Consider the following 25,732-nt stretch of genomic DNA (forward strand, 5'->3'; position numbering starts at 1 on the left):
GCTGTGCAATCGAACGGTGAGCGCGCTTGCCCGACCGGCCGAAGGACGCGTCGTTGTGGACATCCGCCGCCAGCGACCAGTCGGAACGCTGTGCATTTCGACGGTGAGCGTGACGTCCCGATGCCGCCGAAACCCTTGCCGCTCGGGGTTCGAGCGCCCTCCACCCGGCTGGCGGCGAGCGTTGCGGCACGCACCGGCTTTTCTGCCGAACCACTCGACCGCCCTGACGCGCCGCCCGTCACGCTCCCGCCACCCGCGCGAAAACTCTCTCAAATCACGGCAAAAAGCTGCGCAGTTTTTCTCGCCACGGGCCGGTCCGCGCAAGATGAGAAAAAACATTCTCGCCGGCGCGCGAAAAAATAGAGCCATTCGCTGCCGGCACCCGCGCGTCATCCGACGCTCCGCCGCGCACGGCCCAGAACAGCACAATCCGGAGACATCCCCTCATGACCGCCCGCCTGCCCGTCGACGGCACGCCTGCCCTGTCCGACTACCGCCTGACCGACAACCTGACCGCGACGCGCGGCCGGATCTTCCTGACCGGCACGCAGGCGCTGATTCGCCTGCTGCTGATGCAGCGCACGGTCGACACCGAACAGGGGCTCAACACGGCCGGTTTCGTCAGCGGCTATCGCGGCTCGCCGCTCGGCATGGTCGACCAGCAGCTGTGGAAGGCGAAGAAACTGCTCGACACCAGCGGCGTGCGCTTCCTGCCGGCGATCAACGAGGAACTCGGCGGCACGGCCGTGCTCGGCACGCAGCGGGTCGAGGCCGACCCCGAGCGCACGGTCGAGGGCGTGTATGCGATGTGGTACGGCAAGGGCCCGGGCGTCGATCGCGCGGGCGACGCGCTGAAGCACGGCAACGCGTACGGTTCGTCGCCGCACGGCGGCGTGCTGGTCGTCGCGGGCGACGACCATGGCTGCGTGTCGTCGTCGATGCCGCACCAGAGCGACTTCGCGATGATGGCGTGGCACATGCCGGTCGTGAACCCGTCGAACATCGCCGACATGCTCGAATTCGGCCTGTACGGCTGGGCGCTGTCGCGCTACTCGGGCGCGTGGGTCGGCTTCAAGGCGATCTCGGAAACGGTCGAGTCGGGCTCCACCGTCGACCTCGATGCGTTGCAGACGCGCTGGCCGGCGCCGGCCGGCTTCACGCCGCCGGCGGGCGGCCTGCACAACCGCTGGCCCGACCTGCCGAGCCTCACGATCGAGGCGCGCCTCGCCGCGAAGCTCGACGCGGTCCGCCATTTCGCGCGCGCCAACAGCATCGACAAATGGATCGCGCCGAGCACCCACGCGAACGTCGGCATCGTCACCTGCGGCAAGGCGCACCTCGACCTGATGGAGGCGCTGCGCCGCCTCGACCTGACGGTCGCCGATCTCGACGCGGCCGGCGTGCGGATCTACAAGGTCGGCCTGTCGTATCCGCTCGAAATGACGCGGCTCGAGACCTTCGTCGACGGGCTGGCCGAAGTGCTGGTGATCGAGGAGAAGGGTCCGGTCATCGAGCAGCAGATCAAGGACTACCTGTACAACCGCACCGAAGGCGCGCGCCCGCGCGTGCTCGGCAAGCACGACGCGGCCGGCGGGTGCCTGCTGTCGGAGCTGGGCGAGCTGCGCCCGTCGCGCATCCTGCCGGTGTTCGCCGACTGGCTCGCGCGGCACAAGCCGGCGCTCGACCGCCGCGAGCGCGTCGTCGATCTCGTCGCGCCGCAGATCCTGTCGAACGAGGCCGACGCGGTGAAGCGCACGCCGTACTTCTGCTCGGGTTGCCCGCACAACACGTCGACGAAGGTGCCCGAAGGCTCGATCGCGCAGGCCGGCATCGGCTGCCACTTCATGGCGTCGTGGATGGAGCGCGACACGACGGGCCTGATCCAGATGGGCGGCGAGGGCGTCGACTGGGCCGCACACGCGATGTTCACGAACACGAAGCACGTGTTCCAGAACCTCGGCGACGGCACCTACTTCCACTCGGGCATTCTCGCGATCCGCCAGGCGGTCGCCGCGAAAGCGAACATCACGTACAAGATCCTCTACAACGACGCGGTCGCGATGACGGGCGGCCAGCCGGTCGACGGCAGCATCTCGGTGCCGCAGATCGCGCGGCAGGTCGAGGCGGAAGGCGTGTCGCGCTTCGTCGTGGTGTCCGACGAACCGGAGAAGTACGACGGCCATCACGGGCAGTTCCCGACGGGCACGACGTTCCATCACCGCAGCGAACTCGATGCGGTGCAGCGCGAATTGCGCGAGACGCCGGGCGTCACCGTGCTGATCTACGACCAGACCTGCGCGGCGGAGAAGCGCCGCCGCCGCAAGAAAGGCGAATTCCCCGACCCGGACAAGCGCCTGTTCATCAACGACGCGGTCTGCGAAGGCTGCGGCGACTGCGGCGTGCAGTCGAACTGCCTGTCGGTCGAGCCGCTCGAGACGCCGCTCGGCCGCAAGCGCCGCATCGACCAGTCGTCGTGCAACAAGGACTATTCGTGCGTGAACGGCTTCTGCCCGAGCTTCGTGACGGTCGAAGGCGCGGCGTTGAAGAAGGCCGCCGGCGCCGCGTTCGACGAAGCGGCGCTCGCCGCGCGCGTCGACGCGCTGCCGGTGCCGGCGACGCATCTGGATGCCGCGCCGTTCGACATGCTCGTGACGGGCGTGGGCGGCACCGGCGTCGTGACGGTCGGCGCGCTGATCAGCATGGCCGCGCATCTCGAAGGCAAGAGCGCGTCGGTGCTCGACTTCATGGGCTTCGCGCAGAAGGGCGGCTCGGTGCTGTCGTTCGTGCGGATCGCGTCGAGCGACCGCTGGCTGAACCAGGTGCGCATCGACACGCAGCAGGCCGACGTGCTGCTCGCATGCGACATGGTGGTCGGCGCGAGCGCCGAGGCGCTGCAGACGGTGCGTCACGAGCGTTCGCGGATCGTCGTCAACACGCACCGGATCCCGAACGCGTCGTTCGTGCAGAACCCCGACGCGAACCTGCATGCGGACGCACTGCTCGAGAAGATGCGCCACGCGGCCGGCGACGGCTACCTGTCGAGCTGCGACGCGCAGGCGCTCGCCGCGAAGTTCCTCGGCGATTCGATCGGCGCGAACATCCTGATGCTCGGCTACGCGTGGCAGCTCGGCCTCGTGCCGGTGTCGCTCGCCGCGATGATGCGCGCGATCGAGCTGAACAACGTCGCGGTGCCGATGAACAAGCTCGCGTTCTCGATCGGCCGGATGGCGGCCGGCGACGCGGCGGGCCTCGATGCGTTGTGGAACGCGCGCCATACGGTGGCCGTCCATGCCGCGCCGGAGACGCTCGCCGAGCTGATCGCCGATCGCGAGGCGCGCCTCGACGCCTACGGCGGCGCGCGCTACGTCGAGCGCTACCGGGCGCTGGTGAGTGCGGCGCGCGCGAAGGGCGACGACACGCTGACGCGCGCGGTCGCGACGACGTTCTACCGGTTGCTCGCGGTGAAGGACGAATACGAAGTCGCGCGGCTGTACACGGACGACGCGTTCCGCACCGCGCTCGAAGCGCAGTTCGAAGGCGTGCCGGGGCAGGCGTACCGCGTGAAGTTCAACCTCGCGCCGCCGACGGTCGCGAAGGCCGGCAGCGACGGCAGCACGCCGAAGAAGCGCGTGTTCGGCCAGTGGATGTGGCCGGTGCTCGGCCTACTGGCGCGCGTGCGCAGCCTGCGCGGCACGTGGCTCGATCCGTTCGGCCGCACCGTCGAGCGCAAGATGGAGCGCGCGCTGGCCGACGACTACGAGACCACGCTCACGCGTGCGTTCGCCGCGATGACCCCCGGCAATGCGGCGCAGGTCGTGCAACTGGCCGACCTGCACGCCCGCGTGCGCGGCTTCGGTCACGTGAAGGTGCGCAACCTGGCCGGCGTGAAGCGCGCGGAACGCGAGCTCGCGTTGCAGCTCGGCATCGACGCGGCGACGAGCGCGGCCGTGCAGCACGCGCTCGACGAGATGAAGGGTGCGGGGATGCTGAAGGGGATTCCGGTCGTCGTCGCGAAGTAACGCGAACGCGAGTGGATGCGAAAACGGCGACGCGGGTGCGTCGCCGTTTTTTCATGCATGCCGGTTGCCGCGCGCAGGCCGTTGCAGGCCCGTCAAAGAATGCCTTTCTTGCGCGTCGACAGCGCGGTTTCCGACAGGTCGATCTCGCGAATCAGCTTCGTCAGCGTCTCGTCGGAAATCTTGCTGTCGCTGCGCAGCCGGTACAGCGCCGAGCGCTCCGCGCGCACGGCAGCGATCCGCATCTGCAGCTCCATCGTTTCGGCCTGCTTCGCTTCCGCGCGCGGCGTGGGGCCGTCCTCGGCCAGCGCGGCGAGCCGGCGGCGATACTGGTCCATCACGCGTGCGGAGATGTCCGCGCAGCGCGCCGCGCCCGATTCGTCGAGATCGGCCGAAATCGCGTCGTGCGACGAATCGATCGCGCGGATCGCGGCCTGCGCGGCGGCCGAGCGCGCGGTGCGCTCCTCGTCGCCGAGCGGGTTGCGCGACGAGCGCACGCCGCGCAGCAGCAGCGGCAGGCCGATCACCGCGACGATCAGCGAGCCGAGGATCACGGCCGACGCGATGAAGATCGCGGTGTCGCGGCCGGGCAGCGGCGCGCCGTCGGACAGCGCGACCGGGATCGACAGCACGCCGGCGAGCGTGACCGCGCCGCGCACGCCGCCGACCGTCATCACCGCGATCGTGCGCACGCCGGCCATCGTGCCGGCGAGGCCCTGGCGCGCGGCGCGGCGGCTCGCGAACCAGCGCAGCAGCCATACCCACAGGAAGCGGATCGCATACAGCGCGAGCATCATCGCGCACACGTTGAAGATCATGCGGCCGACCAGCGCGTCGCTCGTATGGTGCGCGTCGACGAGCGCGCGGCCGATGATGTGCGGCAACTGCAGCCCGAGCATGATGAACACCATGCCGTTGAACACGAACTCGATCATCGCCCACGTGCTTTCGGCGCGCACGCGCGACGCGACGGTGCTTTTGCGCGAGAAGCTCGTGTAATTCATCATCATCCCGGCCGACACGGCCGCGAGCACGCCCGACAGGTCGAGGTGCTCGGCGAACAGGTAGGCCGCGAACGGCACCAGCAGCGTCATCACGATGCCGGGCGCCGGGTCGCCTTCCTGTTCGGCGTTCAGGAAGCGTGTCGACAGCGCGCTGAACAGCCAGGACACGATCGCGCCCGTCGCGAGCCCGCCGGCCGCGACGATCACGAACGTGACCGACGCGGCGCGCAGCGAGAACACGCCGGTCAGCGCGGCCGCGATCGCGAACTTCAGCGCGACGAGGCCCGACGCGTCGTTCATCAGCGCCTCGCCTTCGAGGATGTGCATCAGTTGCGGCGGGATGCGACCCTTGCCGGCGATGCCCGACAGCGCGACCGCATCGGTCGGCGACAGCACGGCCGCGAGCGCGAACGCGATCGGCAGCGGTAACTCGGGAATCAGCCAGTGGGCGAAGTAGCCCACTGCGAGTACCGTCATGAACACGAGCCCGAACGCGAGCATCAGGATCGCGCGGCGCTGCAGGTATAGCTCGCGTTTCGGAATCCGCCAGCCGTCCGCGAACAGCAGCGGCGGAATGAACAGCAGCATGAAGATCTCGGGATCGAACGTGACGTGCAGGTTCAGCTTGGGCCACGCGAGCATCGCGCCGAACGCGATCTGCATCAGCGGCAGCGGCAGTTGCAACGGCAGGAGGCGCGTGACGGCGCCGGACAGCGCGACGGTCAGCAGCAGAATGAGGACGGTGAAGACGATTTCCATCGATACGGCGGATAGGCAGAATGAAACGATCGTACGGAGTGTAGCGTGCCGACGTGACGGATGCGCTCGAACGGGCGGTGCGTGCGCACGGAAATGGTGCATCGACGGCGCGCCACGGTGGTGCGGCAGCCCGGCGCGACCCTGCGGCGCACGGCTCATGCGCACCTTGCACGGAGCTTGCTTGAGGGAGAGCAGCCGCCCGGCCCGCGCCGGGCAACCGAGGGTCCAACCATGACATTGCGCGCGCCGTCCCGGTCGTCGTCCGTGACGCCGGACGGCGCGTTCGAGTGCATCACCAGGAGAAGGGCATGACGATCGTGCAACAGGAGCGTCCGGCCGCCGCGTCGCCGTACCGGTTCGAGCGGGAGATGAGCTCCGGCTTCGAACGGCTGGCGACGCAGCACCGCGACCTGACGCTCACGACCGTGTTCCAGCCGATATTCAGCCTGTCGCACCAGCGTGCGGTCGGCTACGAGGCGCTGCTGCGCGCGCACGATGCGCTCGACCGCGCCGTGTCGCCGCTCGACGTGTTCGGCGAAGCCGCGCGCCAGGGCGAACTGCTGCAGCTCGACCGGCTCGCGCAGGCGCTGCATCTGGAGAACTTCGCGCTGCTCGGCGCCGAGCGCGAGTGGCTGTTTCTCAACGTCCATCCGGGCGTGCTCACCGACCCGTTCCAGGCGGCCGCGCTGCTCGCGAACCTGAAGCGGCTCGGCATGCCGCCGCGGCGCATCGTGCTCGAAGTGCTCGAACAGCGCGCGGAGGACGTCGAGCGGCTCGCGGAGGCCGTGCGCGCGTTCCGCACGCAGGGTTTCCTGATCGCGCTCGACGATTTCGGCGCGGGCCATTCGAACCTCGAGCGGATCTGGCAACTGAATCCGGACATCGTGAAGCTCGACCGGATCATGCTGTCGCACGCGGCACATCGCACGGGACTGACCGCGATCCTGCACGGGCTCGTGACGCTGTTGCACGAGGCCGGCAAGCTGGTGCTCGTCGAAGGGATCGAGACCGAGCACGAAGCGCAGATCGCGCTGTCGTGCGAGGCCGATTTCGTGCAGGGCTACTACTTCGGCCGGCCGGCGCCGGGGCTGCCCGACAGCGCGGCCGCGACCGGCTGCATCGGCGAGCTGACCGAGCGCTTTCGTCAGCAGACCGAAGCGCGCGAGCGGCGCGACACGCAGCGGCTCGCGCCGTACCTGCGCGCGTTCGAACGGGCGGCCGAGCGCCTCGAGGCCGGCGAGCCGCTCGACGAGGTGTGCTGGAACTTCCTCGCGCTCGACGCGGCCGCGCGCTGTTTCCTGCTCGATGCGCAGGGCCGGCAGTCGGGCCGCAACGTCGTGCTGCGCGCCGATCGCGCGCTGGCCGAGGCGCGCTTTTCGCCGCTGGCGGACGCGCAGGGAGCGAACTGGCTGCGCCGGCCGTATTTCCGCTCGGCGATCGCCGAACCGGGGCGCGTGCAGGTCACGCGGCCGTACCTGTCGATCAACGAGGCGCAGCCGTGCGTGACGCTGTCGGTGGCCGTGCGCGTCGGCGATGCGCAGCGCGTGCTGTGCGGCGACATCGACTGGATCGACGACGACGCGCCAGTCGCGTAGCGACGCACGGCGCGCATGCGATGACCAGCGAGCGGGGCGCGGGGCGGCCGTTGCGTTCACCGCGGGCTTCCCCGACAATGGCGCGACCGCGGCCATCGTGACCGCGCGCGCCGTCCCGGGGGCCACCATGGCGGCGAATAAAAAAGGAAAAAAACCATGAAACGACCGATTTCGCTGACCATCCTCGCGTGGGTCATCATCGTGACCAACGCGATCACCTGCGTGTATACGCCGTTCTCGATCGGCATGCCGACCACCCAGGCGCTGCTGTCGCACTACCTGCTGCCCGTCTGGGCGACGCTCGGCATCAGCGTGATCATCGAAGCCGCGAACGTCGTGATCGGCATCGCGATCCTCAAGGGGCGCGAGTGGTCGCGCAAGGCCTACGTCGCGACGTCGGTGTTCGGCTTCGCGTTTTCGTTCATCAACATGCCGAAGTCGATGTTCGCGGTGCTGATCCCCGGCTTCCTGCTGTTCGCGCTGTTCATCTACCTGCTGTTCCGGCGTCCCGCGACCGCGTATTTCCGGCACGCCCTCGCGTGAACGTCGTGCGCAACGCGCTGGCGATCGTGCTGTTCACGATCGCCGGCTTCGGCGTGATGGCCGCGCAGATGGCCGCGTTCCTGAAAGTCGGGCAGGCGGGTGTGACGGTCGTATTCGTCGCCGTGTTGTTCACGGCGTCGGCCGTGCTGCTGGCTGCGGGCGCGTTTGCCGGCGCATTCCGGCCGCGTGCGCGCGGCGCGGGCATCACGCTGCTGGCCGCGGCCGCGACCACCGCGCTCGGGATGATCGGCTGGGGAATGCTCCTGCTCACACCGGCGATCGTCGACATGATGCAGCAGCAGGGCGCGTACTTCGACGCGCGCATGTTCCGGTTCGTGTCCGGCACCGCGGTGACGGCGTTGTCCGCGCTGGTCGGCGTCTGGCTCGTGCGGCGCGGCTGAAGGACATGGCTGAAATGCGCGACTGAAATACGCGGCCGCCGGCACGCTGGCGTCCGTCACGCGGCTCGGCTAGGATGCGCGAATTATCCAGACGATTCGCGGGCCGCCCATGAACCGACATGCCGCTTCTTCCGTCCTCCTCGAAGTGATCGCCACGACCGTCGGCGATGCCCAGGCCGCCGCCCGCGCGGGCGCCGACCGCCTCGAACTCGTGACCGCGATCACCGAAGGCGGGCTGACGCCGAGCGTCGGCCTGATTGAGGCCGTCGTGGCCGCCGTGCCGATTCCGGTCAACGTGATCGTGCGTCCGCACAGCCGCTCGTTCGTCTATGACGCCGACGACCTGCGCGTGATCGAGCGCGACGTGCGCGCGGCCGTCGCGGCCGGCGCGAACGGCGTCGTGTTCGGCGCGCTCGACTCGCGCGGCGACGTCGATCTCGGCGCGCTGGCCCGGATCGCGGCCGCCGCGGACGGGCGCGCGCTCACGTTTCACCGCGCGTTCGACGTCGCGCGCGATCTGAACGCCGCGTTCGACGCGCTGCTGCGCGTGCCGGCCGTCACGTCCGTGCTGACGTCGGGCGGTCATCCGTCGGTGCTCGACGCGGTTGCGACGATCACGCGGCTCGTGCGGCAGGCGGCGGGCACGACCTGCACGGTGCTGGCCGGCTCGGGGCTCACGATCGACGCGGTCGGCGATTTCGTCCGCGCCACCGGCGTGCGTGCGGTGCATTTCGGCTCGGGCGTGCGGCCGCGCGGCGAGGTGCTGGCGCCCGTCGACGGGCAACGCGTCGAGCGCGTGCGCGCGGCGCTCGACGGCGCGGCGTCGCACGTGTGACGCACGTCCCGACACCGCACGACACAAACACGACACGACATCATCGGGGAGAGCGGGCCACATGACGGACGCCACGCACGACACGCACGACGGCGCGGACGACGATGCCGCGCCCGGCTGGGACGCGATCGACGCCGCGCTCGCGCGCCTTTATCCGGGCCAGGAGCCGAAGCACTACGGCACGCTGGTCAAGTGGCGGCTCGGCGGCCCCGATCCGCTCGACGGGATCAGCGTGTGGCGGCGCGCGGCCCCCGTGCCGCACTGGCATTTCGTCACGTACGGGCTGAGCGAGCTGTATGCGAAGGAGTCGGACGATCCGGCCGCCAGCGGTTTCGGCTTCGAGCTGACGATGCGCGTCGCGTGCGTGGCTGGCGACGACGAGCCGCCGCGCTGGGTGTTCAGCTTCCTGCAGAATCTCGCGCGCTACGTGTTCCAGAGCGGCAACGCGTTCGACGACGGCCACTGGATGACGGCCAACGGCCCGATCGCGCTCGATACCGATACGGCGCTCTGCTCGATGGGCTTCGCGTTCGATCCGGAGCTGCCGGCGATCGACACGCCGCACGGCCGTCTCGCGTTCCTGCAGGTCGTCGGGCTGACGCTCGACGAGGAACGCGCCGCGAAGCGCTGGCGCACGCGTGCGCTGCTCGACACGCTGCTGCCGCACATGCCGCTGTGGGTGACCGATCTCGGCCGCGCGTCGCTGCTCGAACGCGCGGACGTGCGCGAGCAGGTCGACGCGGGCACGCAGCGCGACGGCTCGGCGAGCGGTTACCTGTTCACCGACGTGCTCGGCTGGGGCACCCGCAAGCGGCTGCTGCGCGCGCCGGTGATCGAGATCACCGTCGGCGCGCGGCAGGTCGACGAACTCGTCACGCTACTGCCGCTGCGGCTGCCGTTCGACCGGCCGTTCCGCCTCGTCGGTCACGACGGCGCGGTGCGGTTCGTGCGCGGCGACGGGAACGGCGTGAGCGACGAAGACGGCACGCTGACGCTGCGGCTCACCGACGCGACGGTGCAGGCGCTGGCGCGCACGCTGAAGCCGCGCGCCGGCGAGTATGCGATCGACGGGCTCGACGGCGTGCGCTGGCGGGTCGAGCCGACGGTGATCCGCGACGCGCAGGGCCATCCGGTGCAGACGATCGGCTAGGGCCGGCGCCCGAGCCGCGGCGCGTCACGTGTTGCGCACGAACCAGGTCCGCTTCGCGGTGCCGAGCAGCGCGCGATAGACGAGCCACGACACGACGAAGGTGGCCGGCGCCGACAGCGACGCGGCGAACCCGGTCGCCTGGTTCAGCGCGAGCCCCGCGAACGCGCCCGCGAACCACGCGGTCAGGCCGCCCGGATTGAACACCGGCACGTGCGCGTCGCGGCATTCGACGTCGTCGCCGACGAGCTGCCCGTAGCGCGCCGACAGGATGTGCGCGAGCGCGACGCCGACCCACGCGACGACGAAGATGCCCTGGTACGCGAGCGCTTGCAGGATCCGCGAGAAGATGTCGGCCATCATCAGCGCATAGACGACCGCGCCGACCACGACCGCCCACACGAATTTCGGCGCGCGCAGCCCCGCGACCTTCTGGAAGAACGCCTGCATGTTGACGGTCGCGAGGTAGTAGTTCGCGGTATTGATGCGCGACTGCGTGACCCACACGAACAGCAGCCCCCACACGCCCATCAGCTTCAGCAGCGCGAGCACGACCGACACTTCCGACAGCGTGCCGAGCCCGGGAATCGTGCTGACGAGATAGATGCCGGCCGCGCCGTTGACGAGGAACGTGACGAGGTAGAACGGCATCCCGAAGTTGAAGCGGCCGTGATAGCGGGCGTCGGCCTTGCGGCCGAAGCGCGCGTAGTCGAACGTGAACATCATCAGCACCCATACGCCCATGTAGTAGACGAAGCACTGCCACCAGCCGCCGGCCGGGGCGCCGCCCGCCGGCCCGAAATCGAGCCACGCGGCGTGATAGCCGTACTCGGCCGTCGCGAGCCCGACCGCCGCGAGCAACCCGAACAGGTAGAACGGCAGCAGCACGCCGTTGAACTTGTCGAGCCAGTGCTGCACGCTGCCGAACACGAGCGGCACGCTGTAGCAGACGACGATCAGCGCGGCCCACTTGTAGTCGAGCGCCGGAAACTGGTGATGCGCGGCGACCGCGATCACCGAGCCCTCGAACACCGCGTAGTAGATCGCCGTCGCGAAGAAGATCAGCGTCGCGAGCGCCGCGCCCGCGCTGCCGAACAGCACGCGCGAGAACAGCGCGACCGACAGGCCGGTACGGATCGCGTAGCGGCTGATGATCGAATTGACGATGCCGTACGAAACGACCGACAGCGCCATCCCGATCAGCGCGTTGCGCGCGCCGTAGGTGAGCGCGAGCGTCGCGCCGACGACGATGTAGAACACCGCGCTGCAGACGGCCCACCACGCCATCGTCAGCGCAAAGGGCGGCATGCGTGCGTGATCGGGAATGGCGAGCGTCGACAGGTCGAGATCCTCGTCGGTGCGGGCCTGAGCCAGGTTGGCCATGAGCGTGCTCCTCGATGAGCGAAACAGCGGACGACGTCTGGGCCGCGGCCCATGCGAGCCGCGGGGTTGCCCCGACGTCGGGGCGGGCAACCGGTCCGGCGAAAACGGCGCGCAGGCGTCCCCGCCGCGCCGCGCGCGGCCGCACGGACGGGAAACGGAAGCGAAGGATGAAAACGGAGGGCGGCGCACGGCGCCCGGCGCGACGGCCGGGCGCGTGGCGCTCAGTCCTTCAGTACGGCGCGCAGCAGCGCGAGGCGCCGCTGATACTCGCGGCGCGCGGCGAGCGCGTCGGCCATCGTCACGCGCACGAAGCGCGCGCGATGGTTCGGCTGCATCTGGCCGATCAGGTCCATGTCGGCGCTGATGACCGTGCCGATCGTCGCGTAGCCGCCGCCCGACACCGCATCGCGATGCAGGATGATCGGCTCGACCCCGGCCGGCACCTGGATCGATCCGATCGGATAGCACGCGTCGACGATGTTCGACGGATCGGCCCCGGCGCCGAACGGCTGCTCGCGCGGCCGGAACTGCAGCGGCCGGCCGTTCTTGTAGCGGTAGCCGATGCGGTCCGCCTCGGGCGCGACCGTCCATTCGTCATCGAAGAACGTGTGCGCCGACGCGTCGGTGAGCCGGTAGTGGTACAGCCCCGGCAGCACGCGCAGTTCGACCTGGCTGTCCAGCGGCCGGCTGACCGATGCCGGCAGCTCGCGCCCTTCGCGAAGCGTGCCGCGCGCCGCGCCGATCGGCAAACGGTCGCCTTTCTGCAGGCGCCGGCCCGCGTGGCCGCCGATCGCGCCGAGCGTGTAGGTCGAGCGGCTGCCGAGCACGACCGGCACGTCGATGCCACCCGCGACGGCCAGGTACGCGCGGGCGCCGCCCTTCACGTAGGCGAACGACAGCACGCTGCCCGCGCGGATCCACAGCGCGACGTTGCAGCGCTGCCCGACGCCGTCGATCTTCGGGGTCATCTCGGCGCCCGTGACGGCGACCAGCGCGTCCGCATGGAACAGCAGCTCCGGGCCGAGCAGCGTGCATTCGAGCACGGCCGCCTGTTCCGGATTGCCGACCAGCAGGTTCGCCGCGCGCGACGCGTACTGGTCGAGCGAGCCCGACGGCGGGATGCCGACGTGGTAGTAGCCTTGCCGGCCCGTATCCTGGACCGACGTCGCGAGGCCGGGTTTCACGACCTCGATCAGGTTGTGCGCGTCAGCGGGCATGCAGCACCTCGACGAGAGAACGGTTGACCGCATCGGGATCGCGCCGGAACGCGTCGAGCGAGAATTTCACGGGGCGCACGCGCAGCGAGAAGGTACCCGCTTCGACGGCCGCCACCGCGGCGTCATAGGCGTCGCGATCGATCGGCTGGAACTTCACGATGTCGCCGGGCCGGAAGAACACCATGAAATCGCGCAGGTAGTCGAGCCGCTGCGCGGGATCGAAGATCGGCGCCGGCGTCACGCCGAACATCTGGTAGCCGCCCGCGCCGCGCACCGAGTAGATGCAGCCGAAGCAGCCGCCGTGGCCGACCGTCAGCTTCGGCGTGTCGGTGCGCGGCCGCAGGTATTTCGGTACTTCGAGCTGGCGTGCGCGCTCGACCATCTGGTACATGAACGGCAGGCCCGCGACGAAGCCGACCATCGACACGAACCACGGCGAGCCCGAGTGCGCGGCGATGAAGTCGTCGACGTCGCGCTTGCCGTTGATCCGCGCCGCATATTCGAGGTCGGTCGACGACGGGTCCTGGTGACGCTCGCGAAACCGCATCAGCGTCTCGTGCGTCCACGGGTCGTTGTACAGCACCGGCACCTCGACGATGCGGGTATCGAGTTCGAGCGGCGCGTCGCCGACCTCGGCCTCGATCGCCTTGAGCAGCGCGACGAGCGTGTCGGGCTCGATCACGTCCGGGTCGTAGCGCACCTGGTAGGACGCGTTCGCCGGACAGATCTCGGTGATGCCCGGCACCGCGCGCCGCTGCAGTTCGCGCGTGATCGCCGTGCCCTTGAAGAAGGCGTCGAGCGACATCGCCTCGCTGATCTCGACGAACACGAATTCGTCGCCGCCGAACGTATAACGGGTCGTCACAGGGCCTCCCCGACGCGCGCGGCGTCCGCGGTTTCGTGCTGCCGGGCGGCGGCCGTCGCGGCCTCGCGCCATGACGGCATCCACGCTTCGAGAAAATTCGTGTGATAGCGGCCCGCGCGCACGTCGTCGTCCGCGAGCAGCGCGACGTGCAGCGGCGCGGTGGTCTTCAGGCCGCCGACCTGCAGCTCGCCGAGCGCGCGAGACAGACGCCGCAATGCGGCCGCGCGGCTCTCGTCGTGCACGATCAGCTTCGCGAGCAGCGAATCGTAGAACGGCGGCACGACGTAGCCCGGGTAGAGCAGCGAATCGACGCGCACGCCGGGGCCGGTCGGCCACACCAGTGCGTCGATCCGGCCCGGATTCGGGCGGAAATCCTGCAGCGGATCTTCCGCGTTGATCCGGCATTCGAGCGCGGCGCCGCGCATCGCGATGTCGGCTTGCGCGAACCGCAGCGGCTCGCCGTCGGCGATGCGCAGCGTTTCGCGCACGAGATCGATGCCGGTGATCGCCTCGGTCACCGGATGCTCGACCTGGATGCGCGTGTTCATCTCGATGAAGTAGAACTCGCCGCGCGCATCGTCGAACAGGTATTCGAGCGTGCCCGCGCTGCGGTAGCCGACCTCGCGCGCGAGGCGCGTGGCCGACGCGCACAGCGCGTCGCGCTGCGCCGGCGTGAGCGACGGCGACGGCGCTTCCTCGAGGATCTTCTGGCGGCGCCGCTGCAGCGAGCATTCGCGCTCGAACAGGTGGACGACGTCGCGGCCGTCGCCGAGCACCTGCACCTCGATGTGCCGCGCTCGCGCGATGAAGCGTTCGAGATAGACGCCGCCGTCGCCGAACGCGGCCTGCGCCTCGCGCTGCGCGAGCGGCAGTTCGGCGTCGAGCTGCGCGGCGTCGTGCGCGACGCGGATGCCGCGTCCGCCGCCACCCGCGGCCGCCTTGATCATGATCGGGTAGCCGATGCGCGCGGCGACTTCCCGCACCTCGTCGAGCGACTGCACGACACCGTCGCTGCCCGGCACGGTCGGCACATTGGCACGCCGCGCGGTGTCGCGGGCGCGCGCCTTGTCGCCCATCGTGGCGATCACCTGCGCGCCCGGGCCGACGAAGATCAGCCCGGCCGCCTCGACCTGCGCGGCGAACGCCGCGTTCTCGGACAGGAAGCCGTAGCCCGGATGGATCGCGTCCGCGCCGCATTGCCGCGCGGCGTCGAGGATCGCTGCCGGATTCAGATAGCTCTTCGCTGCATGCGACGACCCGATGTGGATCGCTTCGTCGGCCATGCGCGCGGCGAGGCTGTCGCGGTCCGCGTCGCTGACCACGGCGACCGCACGCATGCCGAGCTCGCGTGCCGCGCGGATCACGCGCACCGCGATTTCGCCGCGGTTCGCGACCAGCACGGTCTTGATCCGCGACGGTCGATAGAAGGTGTCGGGGGCGTTTGCCGGCTTCATCGCATCACCCCTCGATCCGCATCAGCACCTGGCCGGCGTCGACCGGCTCGCCATCGTCGACGAGCAGCTCGACGACGCGGCCCGCCGCATCGGCCTCGATCTCGGTGAACTGCTTCATCACTTCGACGAGGCCGACCACCGCGCCGGCCGCGACCGTCGCATTCACCGCGACGTAGTAGTCCGCCTCGGGCGACGGGCGTCGGTAGAACGTGCCCGGCAGCGGGCTGACGATGTCGTGCAATGCCATCTTGCGTCTCCTTGAATCGGGTTCAGTGATGAGCGGCGAGCGGTTGCGGGCCGGCGGTCCGGATGCCTTCGCGGACCAGCGCGTCGCGCGTTTCGCGCACGAGTTCGAGCGCGCCGGGCGTGTCGCTGTGGATGCAGACCGAATCGAAATCGATGTCGATGTCGTCGCCGTCGATCGTGCGCACCTTGCCGTCGATGCACGCACGCAGCACCTTGTCGGCCACCTGCTGCGGGTCGAGGCGCCCGACGCGGCGCGTGAACACGATGGAGCCGCTGCGGTCGTAGTCGCGATCGGCGTAGAACTCGCGGATCACCGGCTGTTCGTACTCCCTCGCCACGCGATACGTGACCGACGCTTCCATGCAGTACAGCCACAGGCCGGGATCGACGCGCTGCAGCGTCTCGATCAGCAGCCGCGAGAACGCCTCGTTGGCCGCCGCGTGCATGTAGAGCGCGCCGTGCGGCTTGACGTGCTGCAGGCTCACGCCGTTGAGCCGCGCGAACTCGCGCAGCGCGCCGAGCTGATACAGGATGTCGTGGACGAGCGCCTGCGGCGTTTCGGTGATCGTGCGGCGACCGAAGCCCGCCAGATCGCGAAAGCCCGGATGCGCGCCGATCCCGACGCCGGCGTCGCGCGCGAGCTGCACCGTGCGCGCCATGATGTTCGGGTCGCCGGCATGAAAACCGGTGGCGATGTTCGCCGAGCTGATGAGCGGCATGATCTGCTCGTCGACGCCGTCGCCGATCGTCCACGGGCCGAAACCTTCGCCCATGTCCGAATTCAGGTCGACACTGTGCTTCCTCATACGGTTCGTTCCTCCAGGTTCTCCGGTCTCGCGTGCGCCGCAGCGCGTGTCGACACCGTGTTGAACGCAGGTTAGCCGTGCGGGGTGCGTCAAAATAGTTCTATTTTTATATGCGAGCGTATCGATTTTTCAGATATCGCGGGAAGCGGCCGCCCGGCGCCGCGGCAGGCGGATGCGCGCGGGTCGGGCGGGCCCGGATTGCCGCGCAACGGACGGTTGATATGATGGTTGCCATGCCCCCATCAGTTTTCCACCGCGCATGGCCCTGACGCTCAGACAGCTCAAGTACTTCGTCGCGACCGCCGAGCTCGGACAGATCTCGCAGGCCGCGATCCAGCTCACCATCTCGCAGTCGGCCGTGACGAGCGCGATCAAGGAACTGGAGGACAGTCTCGGCACGCAGCTGTTCGTGCGCACGTCGGCGGGCGTGACGCTGACCGATACCGGGCGGCGTTTTCTCAATCACGCGTACACGATCCTGTCGTCGGTCGACGAGGCGATGCGGATCCCGAATCTCGAAAGCACGCTGACCGGCACGCTCGCGATCGCCGCGAGCTACACGGTGCTCGGCTACTTCCTGCCGCATCACGTGCTGCGGCTCAATACGCTCTATCCGCGCCTGACGATCCACCTGCACGAGCTGAACCGCGAGTCGATCGAGGAAGGGCTGATCGCGGGCCGCTACGACATGGCCGTGCTGCTCACGTCGAACGTGTCGAATCCGGAGCTCGTGCTGGAGCCGGTGATCCATTCGGTGCGCAGGCTGTGGGTCGGCGCGCATCATCCGCTGCTGCGGCGCGAGAGCGTCACGTTCGCGGAGGTCGCGCACGAGCCGTTCGTGATGCTGACGGTGGACGAGGCCGGGCAGACCGCGCTGCGTTACTGGAACGAGACGCCGTACCGGCCGAACGTGATCCTGCGCACCTCGTCGGTCGAGGCGGTGCGCAGCATGGTCGCGAACGGCAGCGGTGTCGCGATCCTGTCCGACATGGTGTATCGCCCGTGGTCGCTCGAAGGGCGGCGCATCGAGACGATCGTGCTGCGCGACCCGGTGCCGCCGATGAGCGTCGGCCTCGCGTGGCGCAAGAACATCGAGCTGAGTCCCGCGATGCACGCGGTGCGCGACTATTTCCGGCACACGTTCATGGAGCCGCGCGCACTGGGCGGCGCGACCTGAGCCGTGCGCGCGGGCGTGAAAAAGCCGGGGCGCGCCCCGGCTTTTTCGTTGGCGGGCGCGGCGCGCCGGCCGTTGCCGCTTACGCGTTGTCCGACAGCGCGTCGGCCTGGCTCGCGCGGATGCCGAGGCGCTCGAACAACGCGCGGTCGCGCTGCGTCTGCGGGTTGCTCGTCGTCAGCAGCTGGTCGCCGTAGAACATCGAGTTCGCACCGGCGAGGAAGCACATCGCCTGCATCGCGTCGTCGAGCTGTTCGCGCCCGGCCGACAGGCGCACGACGGCCTTCGGCATCGTGATGCGTGCGACCGCGATGGTGCGCACGAACTCGAACGGATCGAGCGGCGCGGTGCCTTCGAGCGGCGTGCCTTCGATCGCGACGAGGTTGTTGATCGGCACCGACTCCGGATACGGGTTCAGGTTCGCGAGCTGCGAGATCAGGCCCGCGCGTTCGCGGCGCGACTCGCCCATCCCGATGATGCCGCCGCAGCACACGTTGATGCCCGCGTCGCGCACGCGGTCGAGCGTGTCGAGGCGATCCTGGTACGTGCGCGTCGAGATCACCTGGCCGTAGAACTCCGGCGATGTGTCGAGGTTGTGGTTGTAGTAGTCGAGGCCCGCATCGGCGAGCTGCCGGGCCTGTTCGTTTTCCAGCATGCCGAGCGTCATGCAGGTCTCGAGGCCGAGCTCCTTCACGCCGCGCACCATCTCGGTCAGCGCCGGCATGTGGCGCTCCTTCGGGTTGCGCCACGCGGCGCCCATGCAGAAGCGGCTCGCGCCGTTCGCCTTCGCCGCGCGCGCGGCGTCGAGCACCGTGTCGACGTCCATCAGCTTCTCGGCCTTCAGGCCCGTGTCGTGATGCGACGACTGCGAGCAGTACCCGCAATCTTCCTCGCAGCCGCCCGTCTTGATCGACAGCAGCGTCGACAGCTGCACCGCGTTCGCGTCGAAGTGCTCGCGATGCACCTGCTGCGCGCGGAACATCAGGTCGTTGAACGGCAGTTCGAACAGCGCGACGACGTCGGCGACGCGCCAGCGCTGCGGCGCCGGTGCAGCCATGGGAATCGCGTCGGATTGCACGGCGACGGTCTGGGCTTGGGTCATTTCGTTTTCCTGTCCTGGGCGGGATTGGGGGATCGGTTGGGTCAAGGCCGCGCGGCGCGCAGCGACTCGACGAGCGCGGCGATGTCGAGCATCGCCGCGGCGGATTCGGGGGCGGCCGGCGTCATGTGCGCGATGCGGCCGACGAGCGGCGCGCGGTGCTCGCGCGCGAGCCAGTCGCGAATCGTCGCGACGTTCTCGTCGGCGAACGACATGGCCGGGTCGACGTGGTTCGCGACCCAGCCCGCGAGCGCGAGCCCGCGCTGGCGAATCGCATCGGCCGTCAGCAGCGCGTGGCTGATGCAGCCGAGCCGGATGCCGACGACGAGCACGACGGGCAAGCCGAGCGCGACCGCGAGATCGGCGGTGTCCTGCGTGTCGTTCAGCGGCACGCGAAAGCCGCCGACGCCTTCGACGACGACGACGTCCGCGCGCGTCAGCGCTTCGCGATGGCACGCGACGATCGTGTCGAGGTCGAGCGTCACGCCTTCCTGCGCGGCGACGATGTGCGGCGCGGCCGGCGCTTTCAGCAGGAACGGCGTGCGCAGCTCGGGCGGCAGCACGACGTTCGCGGCGGCGTCGAGCTGATCGGCATCCTCGTTGCGCCAGACGCCGTCGCGTTGGTACGCGCCGGCCGCGACCGGCTTCAGCGCGGCCGCGCGCAGCCCGTGCCGCGCGAAGCCGTGCAGCATCGCGGCCGACACGAAGGTCTTGCCGATTTCGGTATCGGTGCCGGTGACGAACAACGAGAGCGGGGCGGTCATGCTGCTGCCTCGCTAGCTTCGATCAACGCGGCTTCGAGCCTGGCGAGATCGTCGAACGAATGCGCGGCCGACAGCGACACGCGCAGCCGCGACGTGCCGGCCGGCACCGTCGGCGGCCGGATCGCGGGCACCCACAGGCCGTGCGCGTCGAGCGCGCGCATCGCCGCGAGCGTCGCATCGTTGCTGCCGATCACGAGCGGCTGCACGGCCGTGTGCGAATCGACCGGCTGCCAGCGCGTGTTGCGCAGCAGCGCACGCGTGCGTTCGATCAGCGCGGCGAGGTGCGCGCGGCGCGCGTCGCCTTCGTCGCCCGCGATCACCTTCAGGCTCGCGGAGACCGCATGCGCGACGGCCGGCGGCGCGGCGGTCGTGAAGATGTAGCTGCGCGCGCGCTGGATCAGCCATTCGATCACGGTTTCGTGCGCGATCACGAACGCGCCGGCGACGCCGGCCGCCTTGCCGAGCGTGCCGACGTACACCAGATGCGGCGAACGCAGCGCGGCGGCCGCGAGCGCGCCGCGCCCCTGCGGGCCGAGCACGCCGAAGCCGTGCGCATCGTCGACGACGAGCCACGCGCCGTGGCGCTCGGCCAGCGCGACGAGTTCGGCGAGCGGCGCGACGTCGCCGTCCATGCTGAACACGGTGTCGCTGACGATCAGCTTCGTTTCGGCCTCCGATGCGTCGAGCAGCGCGGCGAGCGCGGCCGTATCGGCGTGCGGATAGACCTGCACGTTCGCGCGCGACAGCCGCATCCCGTCGATCAGCGACGCGTGGTTCAGCGCGTCGGAGAAGATCGTCGCGCCCTTGCCCGCGAGCGCCGTCATCGCGGCGAGGTTCGCCATGTAGCCGGTGCTGAAGTACAGCGCGCGCGGCGCGTCGGAGAAGCCGCCCGCGAAGCCCGCGAGCTCGTCCTCGAGCCGCGCGTGCGCGCGCGAATGGCCGCCGAGCAGGTGCGAGCCGCCGCTGCCGGAGCCGTAGCGCTGCGCGCCTTCCGCGAATGCGGCGACGAGCGCCGGATGCGCGGCGAGGCCGAGGTAGTCGTTGCTCGCGAAGCCGACGATCTCGCGGCCGTTTACGGTCATGCGTGCGTCGCACGCGGTGTCGGCGATACGGCGCACGCGGCGCAGCCCTTGCGCGTCGAGATCGGCGAGGCCGCGTTGCAGGGTGTCGAGCAGGCTCATCGGCCGAGGTCCTCCAGCGTCGCGTCGAGCGTGTCGCGCGTGCGCTGCGCGAGCCACGCGATGTCGTCGTCGCTCATCACGTACGGCGGCATCAGGTACACGGTCGTGCCGATCGGGCGCAGCAGCAGTTCGCGCGCCAGCGCATGTTCGAAGAAGCGCCGCGAGAAACCGCGCGCCGCGTCGCCGTCGAGCGCGACGTCGAACGCGAACAGCGTGCCGCGCTCGCGCAGATGTCGCACCTGAGGATGAGCGTCGAGCGGCGCGAGCGCCGCGCGCAGCGTCGCCGATTTGCCGGCGTTGCGCGCGAGCACGTCGTCGCGCGCGAACAGGTCGAGCGTCGCGACCGCCGCGCGGCACGCGAGCGGGTTGCCGGTGTACGAATGCGAGTGCAGGAAGCCGCGCGTCGTGTCGTCGTCGTAGAACGCCGCGAACACGTCGTCGCGCGTGAGCACCAGCGACAGCGGCAGGTAGCCGCCGCTGATCCCTTTCGACAGGCACATGAAATCGGGCCAGACACCGGCCTGCTCGCACGCGAAGAAGGTGCCGGTGCGTCCGCACCCGACCGCGATCTCGTCGGCGATCAGGTGCACGCCGAATTCGTCGCACAGCGCGCGCAGCCCGCGCACGTACGACGGATCGTGCATCGCCATGCCGGCCGCGCACTGCACGAGCGGCTCGACGATCAGCGCGGCGATCCGGTCGCCGCGTTCGACGAACAGACGCCGCACGTCCGCGAGCGCGCGGCCGGCGACGTCGGCGGCCGTCTCGCCCGGCAGCGCGCCGCGCGCATCGGGCGACGCGACCACGTGCGCGTGGCGGATCAGCGGGTCGTACGCATCCTTGAACAGCGCAACGTCGGTCACGCCGAGCGCGCCGATCGTCTCGCCGTGATAGCTGTTCGCGACGCAGACGAATTCCTGCTTGTTCGCGCGGCCGCGGTTGCGCCACGCGTGGAAGCTCATCTTCAGCGCGATCTCGACGGCCGACGCGCCGTCCGACGCGAAGAACGCATGGCCGAGCGTGCGCCCGGTGAGCGCGTGCAGCCGTTCGGCGAGCTCGATCGCGGGCGCGTGCGTGCAGCCGGCGAGCATCGCATGCTCGAGCGTGTCGAGCTGGTCCTTCAGCGCCGCGTTGATGTCCGGGTTCGCATGGCCGAACAGGTTGACCCACCACGAGCTGATCGCGTCGAAGTAGCGGCGGCCGTCACGGTCGTACAGCCACACGCCCGCGCCGCGCGCGACGGGGACGAGCGGCAGGCGCTCGTGATGCTTCATCTGGGTGCAGGGGTGCCAGACCGCGCGCAGGCTGCGCGCGACCCAGTCGTCGGTGGCTGGCGTACTCAAGGCGGCTCCGGGGGTAAAACGACCGCGCGGCATCGACGGGATGCCGCGCGGCGGGATACGAAACGCGCTGAGATTAGCGTGTTCCGCCGGACGTTGCACTAGCGGTTACAAGTGCCGCAAAGCCTTGTCGGGCGGGAGTTCGGCGCAGTTCGCGGGGGCTCGGAACGGAACGCGACGGATCGGGCGAAATGCGCGCAGATGACGACGTTCGAGTGACACCCCCCGACAGAAAAAAATCGCGGGGCGGCGCGCGGTGCGCGGGCGAAAAATCGGGGATCGAAGCGCAATAGGGGCGTGCGGGGCGATGTCGCGACCGACAGGCGGCGGCACAGCGGTGGGGGCGCACCGGAACGCAATCGGGCAGCCGGAACGGCAGGCGGCGCCGCGCGACGGACACGCGCTCAGGAGAAAAGAAAAGGAAGCGGGGGAAAAGACGAAAAACGCGCGCGGCGTACGATCCGCCGCGCGTCGGACGTCAGCGCGAAGCCAGTGCGCGCGTATCGGTGTCGCGGGCGGGGGCGTCGCCGTTGTCGGCCGTCTGCGTCGCGTTGTCGTTCCACACGACACGGTCGTTGACCGCATACAACCGGCATGCGCCCGCGCCTTGCTTCGCGCAGTTGTCGAGCGCGAGCGCCATCGGATCGTCGCCGCCTTCGGCCCACGACCACGCGCCTTCCGACGACACCGCGAACGCGCGGCTCGGATGCTGGTTCAGGAAGCGGCGATAGCCTTCGCGGCCGGCTTCGTCGACGTACGGCACCGCGTTGACCGCATCGATCGACGCATAGCCGGTGGCCTTCGGCTCGTGCGGGTTCGCGACCGCATAGCGCACCGCGGTCGGCAGGTTCAGTTCGGCGAGGAATGCGTGCACGGCCGGCCACCACACGGGCACGCCGTCGCGATCGACGATCAGCCGGTGCGCGTCGTCCTTGTAGCGGCCGAAATCGATGAACTGCGCTTGCGTGCCATGCGACACGTACGCATCGTGCATCTGCGCGACGAGCGCGGGCGTCCACACCGAATCGTTGTCGCCGTACAGCCACAGCGACCGCACGGCCGTATGCGCGCCGTACTGGTCGAACGCGTCGACGAGGTTGCGCTGCCAGCCGTCGCACAGGTCCTGGCGCAGCCCGCCGGAGAAGTTGATGATGCCGCGCACGCCCGCCGCGGCTTCGGTGCCGTAGGCGACCGACACGAGGCCGCCGTGCGACGTGCCGGCGACGACGATGCGCGACGCATCGACGTACGGCTGGCGCGACATGTAGCGCACCGTCGCGTCGACGTCGGCGGCCTGCGCGAGGCCGTTCTTGCCGACGTTGCAGCCTTCCTGCTGGTACGTGCCGCCCGAACCGGCGAAGCCCTGGCGATTCGGCGCGATCACCGCATAGCCGCGGCGCACGAATTCGCGCGCGAACGCGAGCGGCCGGCTGCGCGGCTGCAGATGGAGATCGCCGGTGTTTTTACCGTGGTTGAAGACGACGAGCGGGAACGGGCCGGGGCCGTTCGGCTTGAACAGCGTGGCCTCGAGCGTGACGGCGCCCGACGCGTCGGCCGGAATGCGGAGGATCTGCTCGTTGAGGTCGGCGGCAACCTGCGGCAGGTTCGCGTCGGCGTAGTCGAAGTGCTCGGCATGGGCGAGCGAGCCGCTGGTGCCCGCACCCGTATTGGCGCTCGGCAGCGTACCGGCCTGAGCGGCCGACAGCGCACAGGCCGCCATCCATCCCACCAATACCTTGCTGAACGCCATCCGTAAGCCCTGCCATGCAACATGACCAATTCGAGGTCATCGTAGCCCGACAAAATCGGGTTGTGCAATGCGGGAATAACCCGGCGTCTGACACAGCAACTATTTGTCAGCGTTCACTTACTTCGCCGTCGACATAGCGCCAGAAACCGTGCTCGTCGCGCTCGAAACGGCTCGTCTCGTGCAGCCGGTAGGCGCGTCCGCCGACCTTGTAGCGGGCCACGAATTCGACCTCCGCGTGCCGGTCGTCGAGCGGCGCGTGGCGTTTGACCGCGAGGCCCAGCCAGCGCGGCGCGTCCGGCGCGCTGGGGTCGGTGTCGAGATCGGGCGGGCAGGTGCGCGCGGCCCACGTCGCGCGCAGGTAATCGGTCGCGCCGAGCACGTACGCGCTGTACCGCGAACGCATCAATTCGAGTGCGGTCGGCGCGGCCTCGCCGCCGTCGATGAAGCGGCCGCAGCAGGCCGCATAGCGCGGCGCGGACGTCCTGGCGGGCGCGGGGGACGCGCCGCCGCACGGGCACGCGTCAGGTCGGTTCAAAATCATGCGAAATGTGAATTAACAACGCTGGGTTGTCGGCGCACTCACCAACTGAGCTCGATGCCGTCGTACTGGAAGAACCGGCCGTTCGCCTGAGACACGTCCGAACCGGATTCGGCGATGACGCGACGCATGCCGGTCACGCTCGTTTCCGGATCGATCGCGGCCTGCGCGCCGCCCATGTCGGTGCGTACCCAGCCGGGATGCAGCGAAATGCACGCGGCATGGCGCGTCTGCAGCGACGCGATGCGCAGCGCGTCGTTCAGCGCGGCCTTGCTCGCGCGGTACAGCCAGCCGGTCGTGCCGGTCGCCTCGGCGATGCTGCCCATCCGGCTCGATACGACCGCCAGCACGCCGCGCGCATCCTCGACGAGCGGCAGCAGGATCGGCAGCAACTGCATCGGCCCGCGCACGTTCGTATGCATCACCGCGTCGAAATCCTCGGCGGTGATCGTCTCGACGCCTTCGGTGCGCGGCCCGTACACGCCCGACACGAGCACGGCCGCGTCGAGCCGCTCGCCGTCGAGCTTCCAGCCGAGCGCCGCGATCTGCTCGGGCTGCGCGATGTCGAGCGCATGCGCCTGGGCGCCGAGCGCGCGCAGCGCGTCGAGCGACGCGGCGTCGCGCGCGGTGGCGATCACGTTCCAGCCGTCGCGCCGGTATTGCCGGACGAATTCGCGGCCGAGGCCGCGCGATGCACCGACGATCAATACGGTTTTCATGCTCGTCGCTCCTTGGGTTGGCGCCGCCGCGGCAGTGCCGGTGTCAGATCCGTTCGATGCGTGCCGCGCCCGCGCGGCAGTCGCCGCCGCGCGGCCGGCGCGCACCTCACGTTACTGCGCGTCGTCGCACGGCTTCAGCGTGGCGGCGACCGCCTGCGCGACGCCGTCGAGCCGTGCGGCGTCCGCCGCGACCATGTCGTTGTCCGGCGCGTGCTGGCCGCGCGCGGTCAGCGCCGCCACGCAGCGCTTGTAGGTTGCGTCGAGCGCGTCGAAGCTCGACACGGACATGCCGAGATTGCGCATCCGGCCGTCGTGCACGCCGTACACGAGCCCGTGCACGGTCAGCGACTGGCCGCGCGCCCACGCGTCGTTGACGATCGTCGTGCGGCACACGTTGACGACCTGTTCGATCGAATTCAGCTCGATCAGGCGGCGATAGCGCGCTTCGCCGACCGGCCATTCGTCGAGCAGCGCCGCGTGGCGCTCGCGCACGTCCTGCACGTGATGCAGCCAGTTGTCCGCGAGGCCGACGCGGCGGTTGTGCAGCGCCGCGTTCACGCCCGAGCAGCCGTAGTGGCCGACGACCATGATGTGCTTCACGCGCAGGATGTCGACCGCGAACTGGATCACCGACAGGCAGTTCAGGTCGCTGTGCACGACGACGTTCGCGATGTTGCGGTGCACGAACACTTCGCCCGGCGGGAGGCCGATGATCTGGTTTGCCGGCACGCGCGAATCCGAGCAGCCGATCCACAGATATTCCGGCGCCTGCTGGTCGGCGAGCCGGGCGAAGAAATCGGGATCGTCGGCGAGCTGGCGCTTGACCCACGCGTCGTTGTTGTCGAACAGATGTGAAAGCGGATTGTCTTGGGTAGTCATCGGGGTGGCTTCCGTTG

Annotated in this window: 22 protein-coding genes; 7 read left to right on the forward strand and 15 right to left on the reverse strand. The window is 69.7% G+C overall.

The genetic code is table 11. The features are described 5' to 3' along the window. Positions 1 to 446: 446 nt before the first annotated feature. Positions 447 to 4,019 carry an indolepyruvate ferredoxin oxidoreductase family protein gene (locus tag DFS13_RS16150; protein ID WP_059721713.1) on the forward strand — a complete coding sequence of 1,191 codons (3,573 nt, stop codon included), beginning with the start codon at positions 447 to 449 and terminating at the stop codon, positions 4,017 to 4,019. Positions 4,020 to 4,111: 92 nt separating this feature from the next. Here the strand turns inward: DFS13_RS16150 and DFS13_RS16155 are convergent, their stop codons facing one another. Further along, positions 4,112 to 5,779, reverse strand: coding sequence for a Na+/H+ antiporter (locus DFS13_RS16155; protein ID WP_043204969.1), 1,668 nt, complete (start codon positions 5,777 to 5,779; stop codon positions 4,112 to 4,114). A 308-nt stretch (positions 5,780 to 6,087) separates the two neighbouring features. Between DFS13_RS16155 and DFS13_RS16160 the strand changes: the two genes are divergently transcribed. The 5 genes from DFS13_RS16160 to DFS13_RS16180 all read left to right on the forward strand — a co-directional run bounded on the left by DFS13_RS16160 (position 6,088) and on the right by DFS13_RS16180 (position 10,303). Beyond that, entirely contained in the window at positions 6,088 to 7,374 is a 1,287-nt protein-coding gene (locus DFS13_RS16160; protein ID WP_058901856.1) for an EAL domain-containing protein, read from the forward strand. Between the two features lie 156 nt (positions 7,375 to 7,530). Continuing rightward, the gene (locus DFS13_RS16165; protein ID WP_006484062.1) at positions 7,531 to 7,917 is read left to right on the forward strand and encodes a hypothetical protein; all 387 of its coding nucleotides are present in this window, start codon (positions 7,531 to 7,533) and stop codon (positions 7,915 to 7,917) included. Beyond that, a complete protein-coding gene (locus DFS13_RS16170) occupies positions 7,914 to 8,318 on the forward strand; it encodes a hypothetical protein (protein WP_006484079.1) in 405 nt (134 codons plus the stop codon). Before DFS13_RS16165 ends, DFS13_RS16170 begins: the two co-directional genes overlap by 4 nt. 109 nt (positions 8,319 to 8,427) lie before the next feature. Beyond that, on the forward strand, positions 8,428 to 9,153 hold the full coding sequence (locus tag DFS13_RS16175) for a copper homeostasis protein CutC (RefSeq protein WP_006495447.1): 726 nt from the start codon (positions 8,428 to 8,430) through the stop codon (positions 9,151 to 9,153). A 61-nt stretch (positions 9,154 to 9,214) separates the two neighbouring features. Next, positions 9,215 to 10,303: a suppressor of fused domain protein gene (locus tag DFS13_RS16180; RefSeq protein ID WP_111441871.1), complete on the forward strand. Its 1,089-nt coding sequence runs from the start codon at positions 9,215 to 9,217 to the stop codon at positions 10,301 to 10,303. 24 nt (positions 10,304 to 10,327) lie between these two features. Here the strand turns inward: DFS13_RS16180 and DFS13_RS16185 are convergent, their stop codons facing one another. The 6 genes from DFS13_RS16185 to DFS13_RS16210 all read right to left on the reverse strand — a co-directional run bounded on the left by DFS13_RS16185 (position 10,328) and on the right by DFS13_RS16210 (position 16,271). After that, complete coding sequence (locus DFS13_RS16185) at positions 10,328 to 11,683, reverse strand: cytosine permease (protein WP_006484074.1); 1,356 nt, start codon at positions 11,681 to 11,683, stop codon at positions 10,328 to 10,330. 221 nt (positions 11,684 to 11,904) lie between these two features. Next, positions 11,905 to 12,900 carry a biotin-dependent carboxyltransferase family protein gene (locus DFS13_RS16190; protein WP_006483468.1) on the reverse strand — a complete coding sequence of 332 codons (996 nt, stop codon included), beginning with the start codon at positions 12,898 to 12,900 and terminating at the stop codon, positions 11,905 to 11,907. Continuing rightward, positions 12,890 to 13,765, reverse strand: a complete 876-nt coding sequence (locus DFS13_RS16195; RefSeq protein ID WP_006495445.1) for an allophanate hydrolase subunit 1 — start codon at positions 13,763 to 13,765, stop codon at positions 12,890 to 12,892. Before DFS13_RS16195 ends, DFS13_RS16190 begins: the two co-directional genes overlap by 11 nt. Further along, positions 13,762 to 15,219, reverse strand: a complete 1,458-nt coding sequence (locus tag DFS13_RS16200) for an acetyl-CoA carboxylase biotin carboxylase subunit (protein WP_111441872.1) — start codon at positions 15,217 to 15,219, stop codon at positions 13,762 to 13,764. The genes DFS13_RS16195 and DFS13_RS16200 overlap by 4 nt, the downstream gene beginning before the upstream one ends. Positions 15,220 to 15,223: 4 nt before the next feature. Beyond that, positions 15,224 to 15,466 carry an acetyl-CoA carboxylase gene (locus DFS13_RS16205; protein WP_006483474.1) on the reverse strand — a complete coding sequence of 81 codons (243 nt, stop codon included), beginning with the start codon at positions 15,464 to 15,466 and terminating at the stop codon, positions 15,224 to 15,226. A gap of 22 nt (positions 15,467 to 15,488) precedes the next feature. Further along, positions 15,489 to 16,271 carry a 5-oxoprolinase subunit PxpA gene (locus DFS13_RS16210; RefSeq protein WP_006483471.1) on the reverse strand — a complete coding sequence of 261 codons (783 nt, stop codon included), beginning with the start codon at positions 16,269 to 16,271 and terminating at the stop codon, positions 15,489 to 15,491. Positions 16,272 to 16,530: 259 nt separating this feature from the next. Here DFS13_RS16210 and DFS13_RS16215 point away from each other — a divergent pair, with 259 nt between their 5' ends. Next, complete coding sequence (locus tag DFS13_RS16215) at positions 16,531 to 17,448, forward strand: LysR family transcriptional regulator (RefSeq protein WP_006483476.1); 918 nt, start codon at positions 16,531 to 16,533, stop codon at positions 17,446 to 17,448. A 79-nt stretch (positions 17,449 to 17,527) separates the two neighbouring features. On the opposite strand, the gene bioB is transcribed toward DFS13_RS16215, so the two are convergent. The 8 genes from bioB to can form a co-directional block, all read right to left on the reverse strand. After that, the gene (bioB, locus tag DFS13_RS16220) at positions 17,528 to 18,547 is read right to left on the reverse strand and encodes a biotin synthase BioB (protein ID WP_111441873.1); all 1,020 of its coding nucleotides are present in this window, start codon (positions 18,545 to 18,547) and stop codon (positions 17,528 to 17,530) included. A gap of 41 nt (positions 18,548 to 18,588) precedes the next feature. Next, the gene (bioD, locus tag DFS13_RS16225; RefSeq protein WP_006483466.1) at positions 18,589 to 19,308 is read right to left on the reverse strand and encodes a dethiobiotin synthase; all 720 of its coding nucleotides are present in this window, start codon (positions 19,306 to 19,308) and stop codon (positions 18,589 to 18,591) included. Next, a complete protein-coding gene (gene bioF / locus DFS13_RS16230; protein WP_034201305.1) occupies positions 19,305 to 20,489 on the reverse strand; it encodes an 8-amino-7-oxononanoate synthase in 1,185 nt (394 codons plus the stop codon). The genes bioD and bioF overlap by 4 nt, the downstream gene beginning before the upstream one ends. After that, positions 20,486 to 21,832 (reverse strand): adenosylmethionine--8-amino-7-oxononanoate transaminase, encoded by a 1,347-nt coding sequence (gene bioA, locus DFS13_RS16235; RefSeq protein ID WP_012492369.1) that lies wholly within the window; start codon positions 21,830 to 21,832, stop codon positions 20,486 to 20,488. Before bioA ends, bioF begins: the two co-directional genes overlap by 4 nt. A gap of 475 nt (positions 21,833 to 22,307) precedes the next feature. Further along, positions 22,308 to 23,579 (reverse strand): dienelactone hydrolase family protein, encoded by a 1,272-nt coding sequence (locus DFS13_RS16240; protein ID WP_006487605.1) that lies wholly within the window; start codon positions 23,577 to 23,579, stop codon positions 22,308 to 22,310. Between the two features lie 106 nt (positions 23,580 to 23,685). Next, positions 23,686 to 24,120 (reverse strand): YchJ family protein, encoded by a 435-nt coding sequence (locus tag DFS13_RS16245; protein WP_006495438.1) that lies wholly within the window; start codon positions 24,118 to 24,120, stop codon positions 23,686 to 23,688. A 38-nt stretch (positions 24,121 to 24,158) separates the two neighbouring features. Next, on the reverse strand, positions 24,159 to 24,836 hold the full coding sequence (locus DFS13_RS16250) for an SDR family oxidoreductase (protein WP_006495437.1): 678 nt from the start codon (positions 24,834 to 24,836) through the stop codon (positions 24,159 to 24,161). 111 nt (positions 24,837 to 24,947) lie between these two features. Continuing rightward, a complete protein-coding gene (gene can, locus DFS13_RS16255; protein ID WP_058901849.1) occupies positions 24,948 to 25,715 on the reverse strand; it encodes a carbonate dehydratase in 768 nt (255 codons plus the stop codon). Positions 25,716 to 25,732: the final 17 nt, after the last annotated feature.

The sequence above is a fragment of the Burkholderia sp. 28_3 genome, from assembly GCF_003253915.1.
Lineage (GTDB): Bacteria > Pseudomonadota > Gammaproteobacteria > Burkholderiales > Burkholderiaceae > Burkholderia > Burkholderia cenocepacia.